This window comes from Enterobacter sp. 301B, assembly GCF_003850715.1.
GTDB classification, from domain to species: domain Bacteria; phylum Pseudomonadota; class Gammaproteobacteria; order Enterobacterales; family Enterobacteriaceae; genus Enterobacter; species Enterobacter intestinihominis.
In genome coordinates this window covers 25915-46071 of record NZ_PQTC01000023.1, presented here as the reverse complement: position 1 = coordinate 46071, position 20157 = coordinate 25915, and the positions used below count along the sequence as shown (strand labels likewise).

Below are 20157 nucleotides of genomic sequence, written 5' to 3'. Positions count from 1 at the left end.
GGCCATCATCTTTAATGGAATAACGCTTGCGTACTACGACCGAAAAACCCAGAGTGTGCTCCGGATAGACTGAAAAGTGTTACCTATGTTCCCGGTCTGATCTGTTACCTATGTATCCGGTCATACACTGCGCTTACCGGGCCTACAAAAGCACGGATCGTAGGCCGGGTAAGGCGTAGCCGCCACCCGGCTTTTTTGTGCCCATCCTTTTTTTATTTCTCCACGTTATAGCCAATCTTTTTTTATTCTTTAATCATCGGTTAGCTTTCTGGCACGCTGCATTCATCAAAACACTACACAAGAGAGCCGGGCGATGAATAAATGGGGCGTGGGGTTAACATTATTGCTGGCATCGACCAGCGTTCTGGCAAAGGACATTCAGTTACTGAACGTGTCGTACGATCCGACGCGTGAACTGTACGACCAGTACAACAAAGCTTTTGCGGCGCACTGGAAACAGGAAACCGGCGATAACGTGGTGGTTCGCCAGTCTCACGGCGGTTCAGGTAAGCAGGCGACATCGGTGATCAACGGCATTGAAGCCGATGTGGTTACCCTGGCGCTGGCTTATGACGTAGACGCGATCGCGGAGCGTGGCCGTATCGACAAAAACTGGATCAAGCGCCTGCCGGACAACTCTGCGCCATACACCTCGACCATTGTCTTCCTGGTGCGCAAAGGCAACCCGAAACAGATTAAAGACTGGAACGACCTGATTAAGCCGGGCGTGTCTGTCATCACGCCGAACCCGAAAAGCTCCGGCGGCGCACGCTGGAACTACCTGGCGGCCTGGGGCTACGCCCTGCACCACAACAACGGTGACCAGGCTAAAGCGCAGGAATTCGTGAAAGCGCTGTTTAAAAATGTCGAAGTGCTGGACTCCGGCGCGCGCGGCGCAACTAACACCTTCGTCGAGCGCGGCATCGGCGACGTGCTGATTGCCTGGGAAAACGAAGCCCTGCTGGCGACCAACGAGCTGGGTAAAGACAAATTCGAGATCGTGACCCCGAGCGAATCCATCCTGGCTGAGCCGACCGTCTCCGTCGTCGATAAGGTTGTTGATAAGAAGGGCACCAAAGCGGTGGCGGAAGCCTACCTGAAGTACCTCTACTCACCGGAAGGGCAGGAAATTGCGGCGAAAAACTTCTACCGCCCGCGCGATGAGGCCGTCGCGAAGAAATACGAAAACGCCTTCCCGAAACTGAAGCTGTTCACTATCGATGATGTTTTTGGCGGCTGGACCAAAGCGCAAAAAGAGCACTTCTCTAACGGCGGCACCTTCGACCAGATCAGCAAGCGCTAAGCGTTTTACAAAGAACGACACGGTAACCCGGTGTGAGAAATCCACCGGGTTTTTTATTTGGTCATCATTTTGCGTTACTCTTTTGCCTCTATTGAAAACAGGGAACGCGTTGTGAAAAAAATTATCTTACTGATTCTGATCGTTATCGCCCTTGCCGCAGGCGGCGTGTACTGGATGAAAGCGGGTAATCCGAATGCGTTGCGTCATATCGTTCTCGACCAGTGTGTGCCCAACCAGCTGCAAAACCGTAACCCGGCGCCGTGTGCGCAGGTGAAGCCAGATGCTGGCTACGTGGTGTTCAAAGACCGCAACGGGCCGCTGCAATACCTGCTGATGCCCACGTACCGTATTAACGGCACCGAAAGCCCGCTGCTGACTGAGCCTCAGACGCCGAATTTCTTCTGGCTGGCATGGCAGTCTCGTCATTTTATGAGCATGAAACGGGGAGCCGACGTGTCTGACAGCGCTGTTTCTCTGACCATCAACTCCCCGACCGGGCGCACGCAAAACCATTTCCATATCCACATCTCCTGCCTGCGCCCGGACGTGCGCGAGAAGCTGAACGCGGCGCAGGGGCAAATCAGCACCCAGTGGCTACCGCTTCCGGGCGGGCTGGAAGGGCATGAGTACCTTGCCCGTCGGGTGACGGAGAACGAACTGGTGCAGCGCAGCCCGTTTATGATGCTGGCGGAAGAGCTGCCGGAAGCGCGCGACCATATGGGACGCTTCGCGCTGGCGATGGCGCAGCAGTCGGACGGCTCGTTTGTACTGCTGGCGACGGAGCGTAACCTGCTGACCTTTAACCGCGCGTCGGCTGAGGAATTGCAGGATCATCAATGCGATATCCTGAAGTGACCCCACCATAAATAGCGTTTACTCGCCCTGCCTGTCGCCGTAGACTTGCTGAAAAATTCTACAGGAGACAGGTATGTCGCTCTGGTTAACGCATCCTCTGCTGCTTCCCTCGCTGATCGTCGGCGTCACCATCGTGCTGTGGGCGACGTCGCTGTTGCCGGAATTTATCACCGCGCTGCTGTTCTTTACGGCGGCGATGACCGCCAGAATCGCCCCGCCGGAAGTGATCTTTGGCGGCTTCGCCTCGTCTGCCTTCTGGCTGGTGTTCAGCGGCTTTGTGCTGGGCGTGGCGATTCGGAAAACCGGCCTGGCGGACAGGGCCGCCCGGGCGCTGTCGGCAAAGCTTACCGACTCCTGGGTGCTGATGGTGGCAAGCGTTGTGCTGCTGAGCTATGCCCTGGCATTCGTGATGCCGTCGAACATGGGACGTATTGCGCTGCTGATGCCGATTGTCGCCGCGATGGCGAAGCGGGCCGGCATTCCTGATGGCTCGCGGGCCTGGTTTGGCCTGGCGCTGGCGGTCGGGTTTGGCACCTTCCAGCTCTCGGCCACTATTTTGCCCGCTAACGTGCCAAACCTTGTGATGAGCGGCGCGGCGGAAGGCTCATACGGTATCCACCTCAACTATGTCCCGTATCTGCTGCTGCACACGCCGGTGCTGGGTATTCTCAAAGGCCTGATTCTGATTGGCCTGATCTGCTGGCTGTTCCCCGGTAGCCCGAAACCAGCGAAGGATCTGACGCCGTCTGAACCGATGGGGCGTGACGAAAAACGACTCGCCTGGCTGCTGGCGGTGGTGTTGACGATGTGGGTAACGGAGAGCTGGCATGGCGTGGGCCCAGCGTGGACAGGGCTGGCGGCCTCGGTCATCGTTATGCTGCCGCGCATCGGATTTATCACCGGCGAGGAGTTCTCGGCGGGGGTGAATATGCGCACCTGTATTTACGTCGCGGGTATACTCGGGCTGGCCATTACGGTGACGCAGACCGGTATCGGTACGGCCGTAGGCGAGGCGTTGCTCCATATCATGCCGCTGGATGCAGACCGCCCGTTTACCAGCTTCCTGGCGCTGACGGGGATCACCACGGCGCTCAACTTCATTATGACCGCCAACGGCGTTCCGGCGCTGTACACCACGCTGGCGCAGAGCTTCTCCGACGCGACCGGCTTCCCGCTGCTGTCGGTGATCATGATTCAGGTGCTGGGGTATTCCACGCCGCTGCTGCCGTATCAGGCGTCGCCGATTGTGGTGGCGATGGGCTTAGGGAAAGTGCCTGCGAAGGCGGGGATGCTGCTCTGCCTGGCGCTGGCGATTGCGACGTATCTGGTACTGCTGCCGCTGGATTATTTGTGGTTTAGCGTATTAGGACGTTTGTAGTGGTTTTGTAGGGCGGGTTAGCGAAGCGCCACCCGCCCCAAAGGCAATTACGCCTGCTTAGCCGCTTCTGCCGCTTTAACGATCACCGCGAAAGCGTCTGCTTTCAGGGATGCGCCGCCAACCAGCGCGCCATCGATGTCTGGCTGGGTGAACAGCTCAGCTGCGTTTGATGCGTTAACGGAACCGCCGTACTGGATGATGACCTGCTCAGCCACTTTCGCGTCTGCTTTTGCAATGTGGTCACGGATGAACTTGTGCACCGCCTGTGCCTGCGCTGGAGTTGCAGATTTGCCGGTACCGATCGCCCAGACTGGCTCGTAAGCGATAACCGCGCCTTCGAACGCTGCCGCGCCCTGGGTTTTCAGCACAGCGTCGATCTGACGTGCGCACACTTCTTCGGTTTTACCCGCTTCGTTTTCTGCTTCGGTTTCACCGATGCACAGAACCGGGATCAGACCCTGCTCTTTCAGCACAGCGAATTTCTTCGCGATGAACTCGTCAGATTCTTTGTGGTAGGTGCGACGCTCAGAGTGGCCGATGATGATGTATTTCGCGCCGATGTCTTTCAGCATTTCAGCGGAGGTTTCACCGGTAAACGCGCCAGACAGGTTAACGTCAACGTTCTGCGCGCCCAGAATGATGTGGCTGCCGTCAGCGGCACGTTTAGCCAGATCCAGGTACATATCCGGCGGAGCGATAGCAACCGCGCAGCCGGTCACGCCAGCCAGCTCTTTACGCAGGTTAGCAACCAGTTCGTTTACCATGTGGCGGCTGCCGTTCAGTTTCCAGTTACCCATCACTAAAGGATGTCGCATTTCAATTCTCCACGCTCAATAAGCGAATTAAGGAATATGGCCGCCCTTAAGGGCAGCATGGTCTGTGAATCAGTATAGAGATTTTCCCTCGAAAGGCTTTGCTTTTTGTCATTAATTCGCCCCCTCGAGTGCGTCTGATAGGGCCAGCTTAATCGGTTCAACCGCGAAGGTCAGCCCCTTTTCGCCGTTATCTGCGACGACATAGCGAACGGCACCTTCCGTATCGGCGTAATAGCGTTTGTTTTTCCCGGCGGTAAGCAGTTTTTGCAGCTTTTGCTGGCTTTGCGCTTTCGTGAAGGTGGGAGTAAAGGCGCGCAAAATAGCACTCATATACTCCAGCGCTTCCGCTTTCGCTGCTTTCTGCTCTGGGCCCTGAATCGGCAGCCAGGTGATCTGCATACTTTTGATTTTTAACGTTCCGCGCTCAAGGGCAGTGGAAGCATATAGATTCTCGTTAATTTTGCTGGCAGCGCGGGTCAGGGTTGGCGTATCGCGGGCACCGTCAATCGCACGGAACTCCCCCAGCGCAAGCGAGGGGTTTTCTTTATTGAAGGCTTCGCGGAACTGGCTGATAGATTGATCGAAAGAGGGGGCGCCCGCCAGAAGGTAGGGGGCGGTGACCGGGGAAGCCGGTTCCGCGGCGTGCAGAGAAAAACTGGCGCTCAGCATCGCTAAACACAAATAAAGAGAGTGTGCCGAACTTTTCATCAACTTTGCCCCTGGCCGTCATTGCCCATGATTAAAACGATATCTGGTCGGCTTGTCAAAAGGTCACAACTCCAGGGTAAAATGCGGGCTAAACAATAATAAGGAACCTTACATGACCATACAGCAGTGGTTGTTTTCATTCAAAGGGCGTATTGGACGCCGTGACTTCTGGATCTGGATGGCAGCGTGGGTTGTCGCCATGCTGCTTCTGTTTTTTGTTGCCTATAACGCCTGGCTGAGCACGCAAACTGCGGCTTTTGCGCTGGTCTGTTTACTGTGGCCAACCGCTGCCGTGGTGGTGAAACGTCTGCACGATCGCGGTCGCTCCGGCGCTTGGGCTTTTCTGATTATTCTGGCGTGGATGCTGGTGGCGGGGAACTGGTCAATGCTGCCCTCCATCCTCCCGTGGGTGGTGGGCAGACTGCTGCCGACGGTTATCTTTGTGATGATGGTTGTCGAACTGGGCGCGTTTATCGGCACCCAGAGCGAGAACAAATACGGAAAAGATACCCTTGAGGTGAAGTACCGCTGATCACCAGTAGTGTTCGGCGGTCATATGGCCCGGTCGGCGGCGAAGGTGTTTCGTCATCTGCCGGGTATCCTTCAGCAGTTGCTGCGTATCGCGCACCATCTGCGGGTTACCGCACAGCATCACGTGGCTGGTTTCGGTATTCATCGGTAAACCCACCGCCTCTTCCAGCGCGCCGCTTTCAATCAACGCCGGAACGCGGCCGGTTAACGAGCCAGCTGCGGTTTCGCGGCTGACCACCGTCTGAATTTTTAACTTCCCGCCATATCGCTGTTCCAGCGCCTGCATCTGCGGCAAATAGCTCAGGTCTGCGGCGTAGCGCGCGGCGTGAACCAGCACGATATTCTTAAAGCGCTCCAGATCTTTGCCGTACTCCAGGATAGAGAGATACGGGCCGATGGCCGTGCCGGTCGCCAGCATCCAGAGCGTGTCACAGTCGGGGATTTCATCCAGCACGAAGAACCCCGCCGCGTCGGAGACAATCTGCACCTCATCGCCCGGTTTCAGCGCGGCGAGGCGCGGGCTGAGCTTACCGTCCGGGACGGTGACCAGATAGAACTCGAGATCCGGGTTATCAGGCGCGTTAACGTATGAGTAGGCGCGCTGTACGCGTTCACCGTCGATATCCAGCCCGAGCTTGGCAAACTGCCCGGCGGTAAACGGATGAACGGGAGCGTGCAGCGTGAGGCTAAATAGCGCATCGGTCCAGAACTGTACCTTTGTGACTTTACCTGTTACCCAGTCCGCCATGATCTTCTCCTGTGCTGTTTCTCTCTTCTATCTTCCGTACTTGTGGGAAACATTTCCAGCCCATTCGGGCCGGAAAGCTCTATCGATCAAACGGTTTTACAGAATGTACGTCTGTACGTCCGGGTCTTTGCGGTCGAGATAATGAATGGACTGAATGCGGCGAATGGTGCGGGATTTGCCGCGGATCAGCAGGGTTTCAGTGGTGGCCATGTTTCCCTTGCGGGTGATGCCATCCAGCAGATCGCCTTTGGTGATGCCGGTTGCGGAGAAGACCACGTTATCGCTGCGAGCCATCTCGTTCAGCGCGAGCACTTTATAGGCCTCGATGCCCATCGCCGCACAGCGCGCCAGTTCGTCTTCACCAATGCGAAGGTTCTCGTCGCTGTCGCCTTTGACCTCATGGCGTGGCAGCAGACGCGCCTGCATATCGCCGTCCAGCGCGCGGATCACTGCCGCAGAGACCACACCTTCCGGCGCGCCGCCGATGCCGTAAAGCACGTCGACCTCGCTGTCCGGCATGCAGGTCAGAATAGAGGCGGCAACGTCGCCATCAGGAATGGCAAATACGCGCACGCCGAGTGCTTGCAGATAAGCGATGGTGGCGTCGTGGCGCGGTTTCGCCAGGATGGTCACGGTGAGTTCGTTGAGCGGTTTACCCAGCGCCGCTGCGATATTGCGCAGGTTGGCATCCAGCGGCAGGCTAAGGTCGATAGCGCCTTTAGCACCAGGACCGACAATCAGTTTTTCCATGTACATATCTGGCGCGTTGAGGAAGCAGCCCTTATCGCCCACCGCCAGCACCGCCAGCGCGTTGGCCTGGCCCATCGCCGTCATGCGCGTGCCTTCGATCGGGTCGACCGCGATATCCACCGCATCGCCTTTGCCCGTCCCGACTTTTTCACCGATGTAGAGCATCGGGGCTTCGTCGATTTCGCCTTCGCCAATGACGATAGTGCCATCGATATTGACCTGATTAAGCACAATGCGCATGGCGTGGACGGCTGCGCCGTCTGCGGTATTTTTGTCGCCACGGCCCAACCACTTGTAGCCTGCGAGGGCGGCAGCTTCGGTGACGCGGGAAAACTCGATAGCAAGTTCACGTTTCATGAGGTACTCGTACAATCATAAGGAATTGCACGAAGTTTATCACAGAGTGGGGAGGGGGAGGGGTGGTGCGGTCTGAGCCCCTCACCCCGGCCCTCTCCCCAAAGGGGAGAGGGTTAGGGTGAGGGGTGAGTCTGTCTTACTCGTCGTGCTCTTCCCATGCCAGGGCACGTTTCACCGCTTTCTTCCAGCCGCTGTAGCGGTAGTTGCGCTCGGTGGTTTCGATGCCTGGACGGAATTCGCGTTCGATCACCGCTTTTTCCTGAAGCTCGTCAAGGTTTTGCCAGAAGCCAACCGCCAGACCTGCCAGATACGCCGCGCCCAGCGCCGTTACTTCTCGCACCTCAGGACGTTCAACGCGGGTACCCAGAATGTCGGACTGGAACTGCATCAGGAAGTTATTGGCTACCGCACCGCCGTCCACGCGCAAGGCGTGCAGACGAATGCCGGAGTCCGCCTGCATCGCTTCCAGCACGTCGCGCGTCTGGTAGGCGATGGATTCCAGGGTCGCACGAATAATGTGGTTTGAGTTCACACCGCGCGTCAGGCCGAAAATCGCGCCGCGGGCGTACGGATCCCAGTACGGTGCGCCCAGACCGGTAAACGCTGGCACCACGTATACGCCGTTGGTGTCTTTCACTTTGGTCGCGAAGTATTCGGAGTCAAACGCATCGCTGATCAGCTTCATCTCGTCGCGCAGCCACTGAATGGAGGCACCCGCCATGAATACCGCCCCTTCCAGGGCATAGTTCACTTCACCGCGTGGGCCGCAGGCGATGGTGGTCAGCAGACCGTTTTCTGATTTCACCGCTTTCTCGCCGGTGTTCATGAGCATAAAGCAGCCGGTGCCGTAAGTGTTCTTCGCCATCCCTTCCTTGACGCACAGCTGGCCGAACAGCGCCGCCTGCTGGTCACCGGCAATACCGGCGATAGGAATACGGGTGCCGCCTTTACCGCCGATGTTGGTCTGGCCGTATACTTCTGAAGATTTGCGCACGTCTGGCAGCATCGCACGCGGAATGTCCAGCGCGTCCAGCATCTTGTCATCCCACTCCAGAGTGTTGATGTTGAACAGCATGGTGCGCGAGGCGTTGGTGTAGTCGGTGACGTGAACGCGTCCCTGAGTCATCTTCCAGATAAGCCAGGTATCGACGGTGCCAAACAGCAGCTCGCCGCGTCGTGCACGCTCGCGTGAACCTTCCACGTGGTCGAGGATCCACTTCACTTTGGTGCCGGAGAAATAGGGGTCAATGACCAGACCGGTTGTACTGCGCACGTACTCTTCCATTCCGTCGCGCTTCAGTTTTTCGCAGATCTCTGAGGTGCGGCGGCACTGCCAGACAATGGCGTTGTAGATGGGCTTACCGGTTTCGCGCTCCCAGACAACGGTGGTTTCACGCTGGTTGGTGATACCGATAGCGGCAATCTCGTCAGAACTGATGTCGGCTTTCGCCAGCACTTCCACCAGCGTGGAGCTTTGTGATGCCCAGATCTCCATCGGGTCGTGTTCAACCCAGCCTGGACGCGGATAGATTTGCTCAAATTCGCGTTGAGACACGCTGACAATGTTCGCGTCATGATCCATTACGACAGCGCGGGAGCTGGTAGTGCCCTGGTCGAGCGCAACGATATATTTTTTTTCGGTCATGGTATGTGTCCCGTAGTCAGATTACAGCGAAGCTTTTTGTTGTGTGGTGGAAGTCGACTCTTTTTCCTCTTCCACACAGGTGTCGCACGGTAAGTGGCGACCAATTAATTTGCGATAGCCGAATGCGCCCAGCGCTGCCCCTACGATTGGCCCGAACAGCGGTACCAGGAAGTAAGGAATGTCTTTGCCGCCGGTAAAGGCGACATCGCCCCATCCTGCAAAGAAGGCGAAGGTTTTTGGACCCAGGTCACGCGCCGGATTCATCGCAAAGCCGGTCAGCGGACCCATGGATGCGCCAATTACCGCAATCAGAAGGCCAATCAAAAGTGGTGCCAGCGGGCCGCGCGGAATGCCGTTTCCGTCGTCGCCCAGCGCCATAATGACGCCCATCAGAATAGCGGTAATCACCATTTCAACTGCGAACGCCTGCACAAAATTAATATGCGGATTCGGATACGTTGAGAAAATGCCTGCCAGATCCAGGCTTTCGACACTGCCACGCACCATATGATGCGTCTGTTCGAAGTCGGTGAAAAGATTGTAATAAAGCCCGTAAACTAACGCCGCTGCGCAAAAGGCGCCGGCAAATTGTGAAATGATGAAAGGGACAACTTTGCGTCCGTCAAAGCACGCGAATAGCCACAACGCGATGGTCACCGCCGGGTTAAGATGTGCGCCGGAAACCCCTGCGGTCAGGTAGATGGCCATCGCCACGCCCAAACCCCAGATAATACTGATTTCCCACTGACCAAAACTGGCACCCGCCACTTTCAGTGCAGCGACACAGCCTACTCCGAAGAATATCAACAACCCGGTACCCAGGAACTCGGCAATGCACTGGCCTTTTAAGGTTGATGTCTGACTCATAATCGGAATCCTGCAAAAGAGTAATGTTTATTGTTTGCGTGACCGCCCGTGACAGCCACGATGCCCTGTAGACATAGTGTTAATTTATCGTTAACGAGCACAAACGAGAAATATCGAAATCAAAATGTGTGGTCTGTGTCAATAAAATGAGCGTTTTCGCGCCATAAAGCGCGTTTTTGCATCAGCGGTATAATGTGAGCTGAATCATTTCATTAACTAAAGAGTTAACAATTTAGGGGTATATGCCGCGAACGCACCAGGACCAGACCTAAAAGTGTTGCAAACCGCGATCTGCGCGGTGTGTCGCTGGACACAGAGCGCCGCGCTCCATACAATCGACGGTATATGTCGTGCGCGTTTACGTTAAAGCGTCGCCTTGCAATTCAGGAGAGGTAGCATCATGTCTTTAGAAGTGTTTGAGAAACTGGAATCGAAAGTACAGCAGGCGATCGACACCATCACCCTGCTGCAGATGGAAATTGAAGAGCTGAAAGAGAAAAACAACTCCCTGTCCCAGGAAGTTCAGAATGCTCAGCACAGCCGTGAAGAACTGGAGCGCGAAAACAACCAGCTCCGCGAACAGCAGAACGGCTGGCAGGATCGCCTGCAGGCACTGCTGGGACGTATGGAAGAAGTCTGATTTCCTTTGGGAATGAATTGAGTAGGCCGGGTAAGGCGAAGCCGCCACCCGGCTTTTTTATGGTTATTGCTCACGGATTTCAACCATAAAAAAGGCCGCCAGAGGCGGCCTTAACGCTACTTGTCCTGCGCTGTCGTAGCAAAAGCAACAAACCCAACAGGTTCATCGCTCTTTACAACGAGTACGCTGGCGACAATGAACGCGATACATAAATAGCGTTTCATTATGCGGTCCCTGCTGCTCACCGCTCCACCGTTCACCACCGGTGATAAGTCGGTGGACACAAGCCCGGTTAAAGGTTGCTTTACGGTGGTGAATACACCTTTCCCTGGACCGATGCCCATTTGCGAGATGGCGGAAAGGGACACAGCATCATAATGAGCAACAGCTGCGGAGTTAAGGTTTCCACACATAATTAGGAATTCATAAAGGGTCGACAGGGGTTACCTGAGGAATGAATCAGGGTAAGATAAAAATCCTGGTTAAAGGTTGCAATATCACCCAACGGACCGCGAATCCCGAGGGACAAAAAAACCGCCACATTGCTGTTGGCGGTTTTTTTATGCATCTCGCTTATCGATTAACTACTCAATGTCCAGCGCATCCTCGGAAAGGATAATGCCGGTATTGTCAGCATAAAGGTGGTCGCCCGAGAAGAAGGTCACGCCGCCGAAATTGACGCGCACGTCGCTTTCGCCGATGCCGTCGCCCGCTGCGCCTACCGGTATGGCCGCGATGGCCTGAATCCCGATATCCAGGTCTTCGAGATCGTCCACCTGACGCACGGAGCCGTACACCACAATGCCTTCCCACTCGTTCTGGACGGCAATTCCCGCCAGTTCAGCATCAATTAATGCACGGCGCACGGAACCGCCGCCGTCGACCACCAGAACGCGGCCACGGCCGTTCTCTTCGAGCAGATCGTACAGCAACCCGTTGTCCTCGAAACATTTCACCGTGATGATTTGTCCGCCAAACGACGACCGTCCGCCAAAGTTGGAGAACAGGGGTTCAACGACGTTGACATCTTCCTGGTAGATGTCACAAAGCTCGGAGGTATCGTATTTCATAGGTTTAACGCTCTGTTGCTGCGAATGTGTTCAGTATATCGTGCGAAATGCCTTGTTGGCAAAATCATCAATTGTTAATTGATATTTGTCAGCTAACTCAGCGTCTGGCTTAAGACAATCCCGATGACGAACAGCAGGTTAGTCAGCAATGCGCCTTTTACCGTGCGCTCCAGCATCGGCGGCATGGCAGCCGGGCTCAGTTCACGCATGACATAGCGGGCCTGCTTAAACAGCAGCGGTGCGGCGAGTACAAACAGCCAGCCCCACAGGCTGTGCAGAGAGATCAGATTGAACAGCGCCAGGCAGACCAGCGCGCCGATGAGCAGGCAGGCGTGATAGCGGCGGGCATTCACCGGGCCCAGACGCACGGCCAGCGTGTTCTTACCGTTCTCACGGTCGCTGTCGATGTCGCGCAGGTTATTGATATTCAGCACCGCCGTCGCCAGCAGACCGCAGGCGGTCGCGGGCAGGAACAGGGCGGGGATCACCGTATGCGCCTGCAAGTACCAGCTTCCCATGACGCTCAGCCAGCCGAAGAACACCAGTACGGAGATGTCGCCCAGACCAATATACCCGTAAGGACGCGTCCCGACGGTATAGGTAATTGCTGCAATAATGGCGAGCAAGCCCAGCACCAGGAAGCCAATGAAATCGCTGGTGGTTTTCGAGGCGACCGTCACCAGCGCCAGGCCGGACAGGCAAATCAACACCACGGTGATAATCAGCGCCCGCTTCATCTGTGCCTGGGTAATTACCCCTTTTTGCATCCCGCGCAGCGGCCCGATACGATCAGGTTTATCGCTGCCTTTTACCGCATCGCCGTAATCATTGGCGAGATTAGAGAGGATTTGCAGTAGCCCGGCGGTGACAAGCGCCAGACCAGCCACCAGGGGATCGAAATGCCCCTGCCACCAGGCAAGTGCGGTACCGACGATAATGGCGGCAAAAGCCAGAGGAAGCGTTTTTGGACGCAGACTTTCGAGCCACGCCTGCGTACGGCTGATATCAGTCATAGTTATTTAGCCAATAAAAATGGGGGCCATAGCCCCCATCAACAGTGATGAAAATGCATTGAACGCGATTATAGAATAAAACGGCTCAGATCTTCATCTGCCACTAACGCATCCAGGTGTTTGCCCACATACTCTGCGTCAATGGTAATTGTTTGACCGTTAAGGTCGCTCGCATCGTAAGAGATATCTTCCACCAGGCGTTCCAGCACGGTGTGCAGACGACGCGCACCGATGTTTTCGGTGGTTTCGTTGACCTGCCATGCGGCCTGAGCGATGCGTTTGATCCCATCGTCGGTGAACTCGATATTCACGCCTTCGGTCGCCATCAACGCTTTGTACTGTACGGTCACAGAAGCGTTTGGCTCAGTCAGGATACGTTCGAAATCTTCAGTGGTCAGCGCCTGCAGCTCAACGCGGATTGGCAGACGACCCTGCAGTTCCGGAATGAGATCGGATGGGCTGGCAACCTGAAACGCACCTGACGCGATAAACAGAATGTGGTCAGTTTTCACCATGCCGTGCTTGGTAGAGACGGTGCAACCTTCCACCAGCGGCAGCAGGTCGCGCTGAACGCCTTCGCGGGAAACATCCGGGCCGGAGCTGTTGCCGCCGCGCTTACAGATTTTGTCGATTTCGTCGATAAACACGATACCGTGCTGCTCAACCGCGTCGATAGCGTCCTGTTTCAGCTCTTCCGGGTTAACCAGCTTCGCGGCTTCTTCTTCAATCAGCAGCTTCATCGCGTCTTTGATTTTCAGCTTACGTGCTTTCTGTTTCTGCCCGCCCAGGTTCTGGAACATGGACTGCAACTGGCTGGTCATCTCTTCCATGCCCGGAGGGGCCATGATTTCAACGCCCATTGGCGCGGCAGCGAGATCGATCTCAATCTCTTTGTCGTCCAGCTCGCCTTCGCGCAGTTTTTTGCGGAATGCCTGACGCGCAGCAGAAGGTTCAGGCTGCTGTTCAGCCTGTCCCCAGTTATTTTTTGCCGGTGGGATCAGCACGTCGAGAATACGCTCTTCGGCCATCTCTTCGGCGCGATAGCGGTTTTTCTCAATCGCCTGGACACGCACCATCTTAATCGCTGAATCGGTCAGGTCGCGGATGATGGAGTCCACTTCTTTACCCACATAGCCCACTTCGGTGAACTTGGTGGCTTCAACTTTGATGAACGGCGCGTTAGCCAGTTTGGCCAGACGACGAGCGATTTCGGTTTTACCCACCCCGGTCGGGCCGATCATCAGAATATTTTTTGGTGTCACTTCGTGGCGGAGCTCTTCGTCGAGCTGCATGCGACGCCAGCGGTTACGTAGTGCGATAGCCACGGAGCGCTTGGCGTTGTCCTGGCCGATAATGTGTTTGTTCAGTTCGCTGACAATTTCGCGTGGGGTCATTTCAGACATGGGCGATCCTTACGCTTTGGAGGTCAATTCTTCGATGGTGTGATTGTGGTTGGTATAGATGCAGATATCACCTGCAATATCCAACGCTTTCACCGCGATATCGCGCGCGTTCATGTCGGTATTTTCCAACAGCGCACGGGCTGCGGCCTGGGCGTACGGGCCGCCAGAGCCGATGGCAATCAGGTCGTTTTCAGGCTGAACCACGTCGCCGTTACCGGTGATGATCAGCGAGGCGTTTTCGTCAGCCACGGCCAGCAGTGCTTCGAGCTTGCGCAGCATGCGGTCGGTACGCCAGTCTTTTGCCAGCTCAACGGCGGCTTTCACCAGATGACCCTGATGCATTTCCAGTTTGCGTTCAAACAGTTCAAACAGCGTGAAGGCATCAGCCGTGCCGCCTGCGAAACCGGCGATCACTTTGTCGTTATAAAGACGACGTACTTTCTTCACGTTGCCTTTCATGACGGTATTACCCAGCGTGGCCTGGCCATCACCGGCAATTACCACCTGGCCGTTACGGCGTACACTTACTATTGTTGTCACGAGCAGACCCCCTGGTTACAGATTCGGGAAACAGAAGCCCTGAGCCTGTGCTCAGGGCTGAATTAAATGATAGATGGGGGGGATTTTGGGGGTTTCAACCCCCGGAGGCGAGTCGAATGCAGTTTGTGTGGCCAGCCACTTTCAAACGGGAAATGGTGCCGTCTGCGTTTTCTTTGCCTTTGACCGGTCCAATCACCACGCGATTCCAGCCGTTATTGGTGGTAATGCGTGAGTCAAATCCTTCAAATGCCAGCTGAGCTCGCACCGTTTCTGCCTGTTCGGCGCCTTTAAACGAACCGCACTGAACCATCCAGCGGCGTTCATCTTTTTTCTCAGCCGTCTGCTTTGGTGCCTCGGTCTCTTTAGTGACCGGCGCAGCCTGCTGCGTTTTTGGCTGTTGCGCAGTGGTATGTGCAGGCGTCTGCAACAGATCCTGATACGGCTGTGCTGTTTGCTTCTGCGGCTGGGCTTTCGGCTGCTGCTGAACAGGCTGCGTTTGTACGGTACGCGTCTGCTGCTGCGGTTGTGTACGCGGCTGTTGTACCGGCTGCGTCTGCGTCCACTGCTGCTGTTGCGTTTGCTGCTGTGCCTGACGCTGGCGCTGCAACGTTTGCTGACGCTGCGCCGGGGTTTGTTCGTTCCACGGTACTTCGTTCAACTGCGTAGGCTGCTGGCGCATGTCCGCCTGCATCTGAGCGAGCAACTGGCGCTGTTCGTCCGTCAGCTGATCGGCATTCTTCACTTCACCCCCGGCAGAAGGCTCGGTAGGCGCACGTACGCCAGGCTGGCGGCTTTCCAGCTCTTTAATGTAGCGCCAGCGCTCTTCAGGCTTCGGAGGAAGGCCGTTGCCGACGACCTTGTTACCCTGAAGGGCTTCAGACTCTTCTTTTTTATGATGCGTAATGAAGTAGAGGCCGCCAATAAAGGCCACCAGCACAGCCGCAGCAATGGCGACCATGGCTGGGGAGACAGCAGACAGGCTACGTTGCTTGCTTTTTGAACTACTCTTTTTGCGTCGCGAAGGTGCCGGCTGGCCGCGACGTACATAATCTCGTTGTGCCACTATCGTTTCGCTGTATTTATTCGTTCGTCAGCCCGCCATGTTACTTAAGCGACGGGGCTTTGACCAGATAAGGGTGTCGAAAGGTATTTACTTTAAGTTAATGCCTGGGTAGAGCCGCGCACAATCAGCTCACAATCCAGTAGTCGTGACCCACTGCTAACTGTTTGACCGTGCAGCTGATCCAGCAAAAGCAGCATCGCTTCCCGGCCAATGTCATACCGCGGCTGCGAAACAGTCGAAAGCGGCGGATCGCAAAACTCCGAAAGCGAAATATTATCAAAACCGATTATCGACAGGTCCTTTGGCACGCGCAGGCCGTGACGTTTGGCGTAGGATAACGCCCCCAGCGCCATCACGTCGCTGTGGCAGAAGACCGCGGTAGGTGGTTCTGGCAAGGCAAGCAATTTTTCCAGCGCCTGCCCGCCCGCTTCAAAGGTGAAATCACCGCGCGCAATGTAGTGCGGATCGACAACAGCCCCGGTACGGCGAAGCGCCTGAACGTAGCCCTGCAACCGGTAATGACACAGCGGCATCTCTTCTGGTCCGGCAATACAACCGATACGCTTATGCCCCAGCTCCTGAAGATAGTTCACGGCGTTGAACGCGGCGGTGAGGTTATCGATATGAACGGTCGGCAGCTCCAGCTCCGGCGCGAATTCGTTCGCCATGACCATTGGCGGTAAATTGCGCTGTTCTTCAATGCTGGCATCAAACGGCAGGCGTGAGCCAAGCAGCAGCATGCCATCAATCTGCTTGGTGATGATCAGGTCGATGAACGTTTTTTCCTGCTGGTTCTGGTGGGCACAATCACCAATCAGCACCAGATAGCCCTGGGCGGCGGCCGTGACCTCAATGCCGCGGATGATTTCGCTGAAGAAGGGATCGCAGATGTCCGGCACGATCACCAGGATGGTGCGGGATTCGTTGCGTTTAACGTTGCGCCCCATGGCTTGCGGGAAATAACCGACCTCAAGCGCCGCCTTTTCAACCCGGTTTCGGGTCGCCTGGGAGACTTTGTCAGGGTTCATCAATGCGCGGGACACGGTTGCTGTTGAGACTTGTGCTTTCTCGGCAACGTCTTTCATGGTCGCCGAGGCAACCTCTTTCCTGGACTTCAACGTCTTCTCCTCGCCTGAACACCGAACTGCGGACCGCACCATTTTTACAGATAGTTAATGGAATCGGTTACAGAATTTTCATAAAAAGTGTGAGGCGCATTAAATTTTTCGATCCGTCTTCAGCCTTCAATCGGATCGACGTCCAGAACCCACTTCACTTTTCGCGCTTCCGGCAGGGTATTAATCAGCGCCAGCGTGCCGCTGACGATCTGCTGTAAACGGATACGCGAAGGGTGCTGAAGTAAGAGTTGCCAGCGGAAACGGCCGCCGCGTTTCGGGGCGAGCGCGGGTACCGGGCCTAAAATCCACAGCTGATTATCCACCAGTGGGCTGGCCTGCAGGAGATTTCTCAGCTGTTGCAGGAATAGCGGCGCCTGCTGGTTGTTATGATCTTCCGCACGGATGATGACGTGGCTGGTCCACGGAGGAAGCTGCATCGTCTGACGTTCGGCCAGCGCCTGGTCCGCGAAGGCGTCATAGCCTTTGTGCAGCAGCGTTTGCAGCAGCGGGTGCTCAGGATGGTGCGTTTGCAGCACTACTTCGCCCTGCTTACCCGCTCGACCGGCGCGACCAGCAACCTGGGTATAAAGCTGTGCGAAACGCTCGGCGGAGCGAAAATCCGCGGAGAACAGCGCGCCGTCGACGTCCAGCAGGGCGACCAGCGTCACGTCCGGGAAGTGATGCCCTTTCGCCAGCATTTGAGTGCCAATCAGTATGCGCGCGCCGCCGCGATGCACTTCCGCCAGCTGCTGCTCCAGTGCCCCTTTGCGGCTGGTGGTGTCCCTGTCGATACGCGAAATGGGCACATCAGGGAAGAACGGCGCCAGCGCCTGTTCGAGCTGCTCCGTCCCCAGACCCACCGGCACGATGTGCGTTGAGCCGCAGGACGGGCACTGACGGGGTACCGGACGCTGGCTGTCGCAGTGGTGGCAGCGTAAATGGCGCTGAGCCTGGTGGAAGGTGTAGTAGTGATCGCAGCGCGGGCACTCGGCAATCCAGCCGCAGTCGTGGCACAGCAACGCAGGCGCGAAGCCGCGGCGGTTCAGGAACAGGATCACCTGGTTGCCCGCCTGCAAATGTTGGCGCATGCGGTTAGTCAGCGCAGGCGCTAACCCGGCCTGCACCTGCTGGCCTTTCAGATCCAGCACATGCTGAATGGCCGGACGGGCATTTCCCGCGCGGCGCGTCAGGCGCAGCATGTGGTATTTACGCTGGCGAACGTTGTGCAGCGTTTCAAGCGCGGGGGTGGCGGACCCCAGAATAATGGGGATTTGCTCGCTGTGGGCGCGGTACACGGCTAAGTCGCGGGCGTGATAGCGCCAGCCTTCCTGCTGTTTATAGGAGCTGTCATGCTCTTCATCGATCACGATAACGCCGAGATTTTTAAACGGCGTAAAGAGTGAGGAACGGGTGCCAATCACAATCGCCGCTTCGCCGTTTTTCGCTTTCAGCCAGGCGCTGAGGCGCTCGCTGTCGTTCAGGCCGGAGTGCAGAACCTCAACGGGCGCATTAAAGCGTTCACGGAAACGGGCGATGGTTTGCGGCGTCAGGCCGATTTCCGGCACCATTACCAGCGCCTGTTTGCCCTGTGCGAGCACGTTTTCCAGTACGCTCAGATACACTTCGGTTTTACCGGAGCCGGTGACGCCCGCCAGCAGCCAGGCGGAGAAACGATCGGCGGCGCTGTGAATCGCGCCCACGGCGGTGGCCTGCTCGGTATTCAGACGCAGGCGATCGCCCGAGACGGAAAAGCCGTCGCGCCAGTCGTGAAGGGCAGGTGCTTCGCTGGCCAGCTCGCTCAGCCCTTTCTTCCTTAATGCCTGCAACGCGGTTTCGCTCACCTCGAGCTCGTCGACCTGATGGCGCCAGATTTTCCCCTGGCGTAGCGCGGCCAACGCCTGCTGTTGTTTTTGCGAGCGCTTCAGGCTGTTAATGTCGACCGCCTGACCCTGCTCGGTGGCAAACCAGTACCACATTGGCGCATGGCTGGCGCGCTTACCCTGACGCAGCATAATCGGCAGGGCGTGGAACAATACGTCGCCAATAGGATGGTGATAATAATCTGCCGCCCACAACAGCAGTCGCCAGGTGCTTTGAGAGTAAACAGGTTCATCGTCCAGCACTTCAACGATCGATTTCAGCTCGGTAAGCGGCAGCTCGCTTTTATCGCTGATGGAGACGACGATCCCCACGCGCTGCTGTTTACCGAACGGCACGGTCACGCGACAGCCCGCTTTGGCGCTCATGCTGTCGGGCAGCAGGTAGTCAAAGGTGCGGGGAAGCGGAACGGGCAGGGCAACGTGAGCGACGGGCATCGAATCTTCCTGACTTGAAAAGTGGCGCGTTAGTATACACATTAGTGAAAGCGGCGTGCGGATCAGTTTGCATACGTTGGTTAAATTCTGTATGATTCGCCGCCTTTGGTGTACTTTACGCCAAAGAACTTACATTCAACATCGCGTGGTGTCTGGCGTTAGGGCTGGAAGAGCGACGCGGCCTTAACTGAGGTTCTCCCATGAAAAAAGATATTCACCCGAAATACGAAATGATTACTGCAAACTGCTCTTGCGGTAACTCTATCCAGATCCGCTCTACCGTGGGTCACGATCTGAACCTGGACGTGTGCGGCAAATGCCACCCGTTCTACACTGGTAAGCAGCGTGATGTTGCAACCGGTGGCCGTGTTGACCGCTTCAACAAGCGTTTCAGCATCCCGGGCGCTAAATAAGTTTCCCGAAAAAAAGGCACCGCAAGGTGCCTTTTTTGTATCCGCTTATCAGTATTCCCACGTATCCGGGTCGATACCCAGTTCACGCATGATCACCTTCGCCTCTTCTGGAATTTCGTCACTGCGCTCTTTGCGCAGATCGTCATCGTTCGGCAACGGTTGGCCGGTAAACGCATGCAGGAACGCTTCGCACAGCAGTTCGCTATTGGTGGCGTGACGCAGGTTGTTCACCTGACGACGCGTACGTTCATCGGTGAGGATCTTCAACACCTTCAGAGGAATGGACACCGTGATTTTCTTGACTTGCTCACTCTTCTTACCGTGCTCAGCGTATGGGCTGATATATTCGCCGCTCCATTCAGCCATGAGATACCTTTAATCCTCTCAGTCATTAATCTAAAGGTGCAAAACCGGTAACCATCAGTTTTGAACCGTAATCTTTCGTAGTTTACCGTAGAGACGATACCGAGGCACGGATATTGCCGCTGTAGCGTGTCCTAAAGCATATAATTTTAACGGCTATTTGCGCATTGCTCAATCTATACGCAAAGAAGTTTAGATGTCCAGATGTATTGACGTCCATACTTTCAATGTTTACTCTGGTGCCTGACTTTTCACCTCATTC

At 56.1% G+C, this 20157-nt stretch carries 20 protein-coding genes; 6 read left to right on the top strand and 14 right to left on the bottom strand.

Features of this window, described 5'->3' with window-relative positions; genetic code table 11:
• Positions 1 to 313 precede the first annotated feature (313 nt).
• The 3 genes from C3451_RS20170 (at position 314) to C3451_RS20160 (ending at position 3536) form a co-directional block, all read left to right on the top strand.
• On the top strand, positions 314 to 1303 hold the full coding sequence (locus C3451_RS20170) for a sulfate ABC transporter substrate-binding protein (protein ID WP_023298902.1): 990 nt from the start codon (positions 314 to 316) through the stop codon (positions 1301 to 1303).
• A gap of 111 nt (positions 1304 to 1414) precedes the next feature.
• Positions 1415 to 2158, top strand: coding sequence for a CDP-diacylglycerol diphosphatase (locus tag C3451_RS20165; protein ID WP_045623077.1), 744 nt, complete (start codon positions 1415 to 1417; stop codon positions 2156 to 2158).
• Between the two features lie 73 nt (positions 2159 to 2231).
• Entirely contained in the window at positions 2232 to 3536 is a 1305-nt protein-coding gene (locus C3451_RS20160) for an SLC13 family permease (protein ID WP_045308715.1), read from the top strand.
• A 47-nt stretch (positions 3537 to 3583) separates the two neighbouring features.
• Here the strand turns inward: C3451_RS20160 and tpiA are convergent, their stop codons facing one another.
• Both tpiA and C3451_RS20150 read right to left on the bottom strand, forming a co-directional pair.
• Entirely contained in the window at positions 3584 to 4351 is a 768-nt protein-coding gene (tpiA, locus tag C3451_RS20155; protein WP_003862019.1) for a triose-phosphate isomerase, read from the bottom strand.
• Between the two features lie 111 nt (positions 4352 to 4462).
• Positions 4463 to 5059: a DUF1454 family protein gene (locus C3451_RS20150; protein WP_045623076.1), complete on the bottom strand. Its 597-nt coding sequence runs from the start codon at positions 5057 to 5059 to the stop codon at positions 4463 to 4465.
• 112 nt (positions 5060 to 5171) lie between these two features.
• Here C3451_RS20150 and C3451_RS20145 point away from each other — a divergent pair, with 112 nt between their 5' ends.
• On the top strand, positions 5172 to 5591 hold the full coding sequence (locus C3451_RS20145; RefSeq protein ID WP_022649804.1) for a DUF805 domain-containing protein: 420 nt from the start codon (positions 5172 to 5174) through the stop codon (positions 5589 to 5591).
• Here the strand turns inward: C3451_RS20145 and fpr are convergent, their stop codons facing one another.
• The 4 genes from fpr to C3451_RS20125 form a co-directional block, all read right to left on the bottom strand.
• Positions 5592 to 6338: a ferredoxin--NADP(+) reductase gene (fpr, locus tag C3451_RS20140; RefSeq protein WP_022649803.1), complete on the bottom strand. Its 747-nt coding sequence runs from the start codon at positions 6336 to 6338 to the stop codon at positions 5592 to 5594.
• Between the two features lie 96 nt (positions 6339 to 6434).
• Entirely contained in the window at positions 6435 to 7445 is a 1011-nt protein-coding gene (glpX, locus tag C3451_RS20135) for a class II fructose-bisphosphatase (protein ID WP_022649802.1), read from the bottom strand.
• Positions 7446 to 7581: 136 nt separating this feature from the next.
• Complete coding sequence (gene glpK / locus C3451_RS20130; protein WP_022649801.1) at positions 7582 to 9090, bottom strand: glycerol kinase GlpK; 1509 nt, start codon at positions 9088 to 9090, stop codon at positions 7582 to 7584.
• Between the two features lie 21 nt (positions 9091 to 9111).
• Entirely contained in the window at positions 9112 to 9957 is an 846-nt protein-coding gene (locus C3451_RS20125) for an MIP/aquaporin family protein (RefSeq protein ID WP_022649800.1), read from the bottom strand.
• 400 nt (positions 9958 to 10357) lie between these two features.
• On the opposite strand from C3451_RS20125, the gene zapB reads away from it, so the two are divergent.
• Complete coding sequence (zapB, locus tag C3451_RS20120; protein ID WP_022649799.1) at positions 10358 to 10597, top strand: septal ring assembly protein ZapB; 240 nt, start codon at positions 10358 to 10360, stop codon at positions 10595 to 10597.
• 584 nt (positions 10598 to 11181) lie between these two features.
• Here zapB and rraA read toward each other — a convergent pair.
• The 7 genes from rraA to priA all read right to left on the bottom strand — a co-directional run bounded on the left by rraA (position 11182) and on the right by priA (position 19119).
• Positions 11182 to 11667: a ribonuclease E activity regulator RraA gene (gene rraA / locus C3451_RS20115; RefSeq protein WP_015569946.1), complete on the bottom strand. Its 486-nt coding sequence runs from the start codon at positions 11665 to 11667 to the stop codon at positions 11182 to 11184.
• A gap of 92 nt (positions 11668 to 11759) precedes the next feature.
• Positions 11760 to 12686 carry a 1,4-dihydroxy-2-naphthoate polyprenyltransferase gene (gene menA / locus C3451_RS20110; RefSeq protein WP_114138782.1) on the bottom strand — a complete coding sequence of 309 codons (927 nt, stop codon included), beginning with the start codon at positions 12684 to 12686 and terminating at the stop codon, positions 11760 to 11762.
• 62 nt (positions 12687 to 12748) lie between these two features.
• Positions 12749 to 14083, bottom strand: a complete 1335-nt coding sequence (gene hslU, locus C3451_RS20105; RefSeq protein ID WP_022649796.1) for an HslU--HslV peptidase ATPase subunit — start codon at positions 14081 to 14083, stop codon at positions 12749 to 12751.
• Positions 14084 to 14092: 9 nt separating this feature from the next.
• Positions 14093 to 14623 carry an ATP-dependent protease subunit HslV gene (gene hslV, locus C3451_RS20100; RefSeq protein WP_022649795.1) on the bottom strand — a complete coding sequence of 177 codons (531 nt, stop codon included), beginning with the start codon at positions 14621 to 14623 and terminating at the stop codon, positions 14093 to 14095.
• Between the two features lie 94 nt (positions 14624 to 14717).
• Positions 14718 to 15686, bottom strand: a complete 969-nt coding sequence (ftsN, locus tag C3451_RS20095) for a cell division protein FtsN (RefSeq protein ID WP_017383099.1) — start codon at positions 15684 to 15686, stop codon at positions 14718 to 14720.
• 92 nt (positions 15687 to 15778) lie between these two features.
• Positions 15779 to 16804 carry a DNA-binding transcriptional regulator CytR gene (cytR, locus tag C3451_RS20090; RefSeq protein ID WP_022649794.1) on the bottom strand — a complete coding sequence of 342 codons (1026 nt, stop codon included), beginning with the start codon at positions 16802 to 16804 and terminating at the stop codon, positions 15779 to 15781.
• 119 nt (positions 16805 to 16923) lie between these two features.
• Positions 16924 to 19119 carry a primosomal protein N' gene (gene priA, locus C3451_RS20085; protein ID WP_045623072.1) on the bottom strand — a complete coding sequence of 732 codons (2196 nt, stop codon included), beginning with the start codon at positions 19117 to 19119 and terminating at the stop codon, positions 16924 to 16926.
• 200 nt (positions 19120 to 19319) lie between these two features.
• Here priA and rpmE point away from each other — a divergent pair, with 200 nt between their 5' ends.
• Positions 19320 to 19532: a 50S ribosomal protein L31 gene (rpmE, locus tag C3451_RS20080; RefSeq protein WP_003862040.1), complete on the top strand. Its 213-nt coding sequence runs from the start codon at positions 19320 to 19322 to the stop codon at positions 19530 to 19532.
• A gap of 48 nt (positions 19533 to 19580) precedes the next feature.
• On the opposite strand, the gene metJ is transcribed toward rpmE, so the two are convergent.
• On the bottom strand, positions 19581 to 19898 hold the full coding sequence (metJ, locus tag C3451_RS20075; RefSeq protein ID WP_006179183.1) for a met regulon transcriptional regulator MetJ: 318 nt from the start codon (positions 19896 to 19898) through the stop codon (positions 19581 to 19583).
• Between the last annotated feature and the right edge of the window lie 259 nt (positions 19899 to 20157).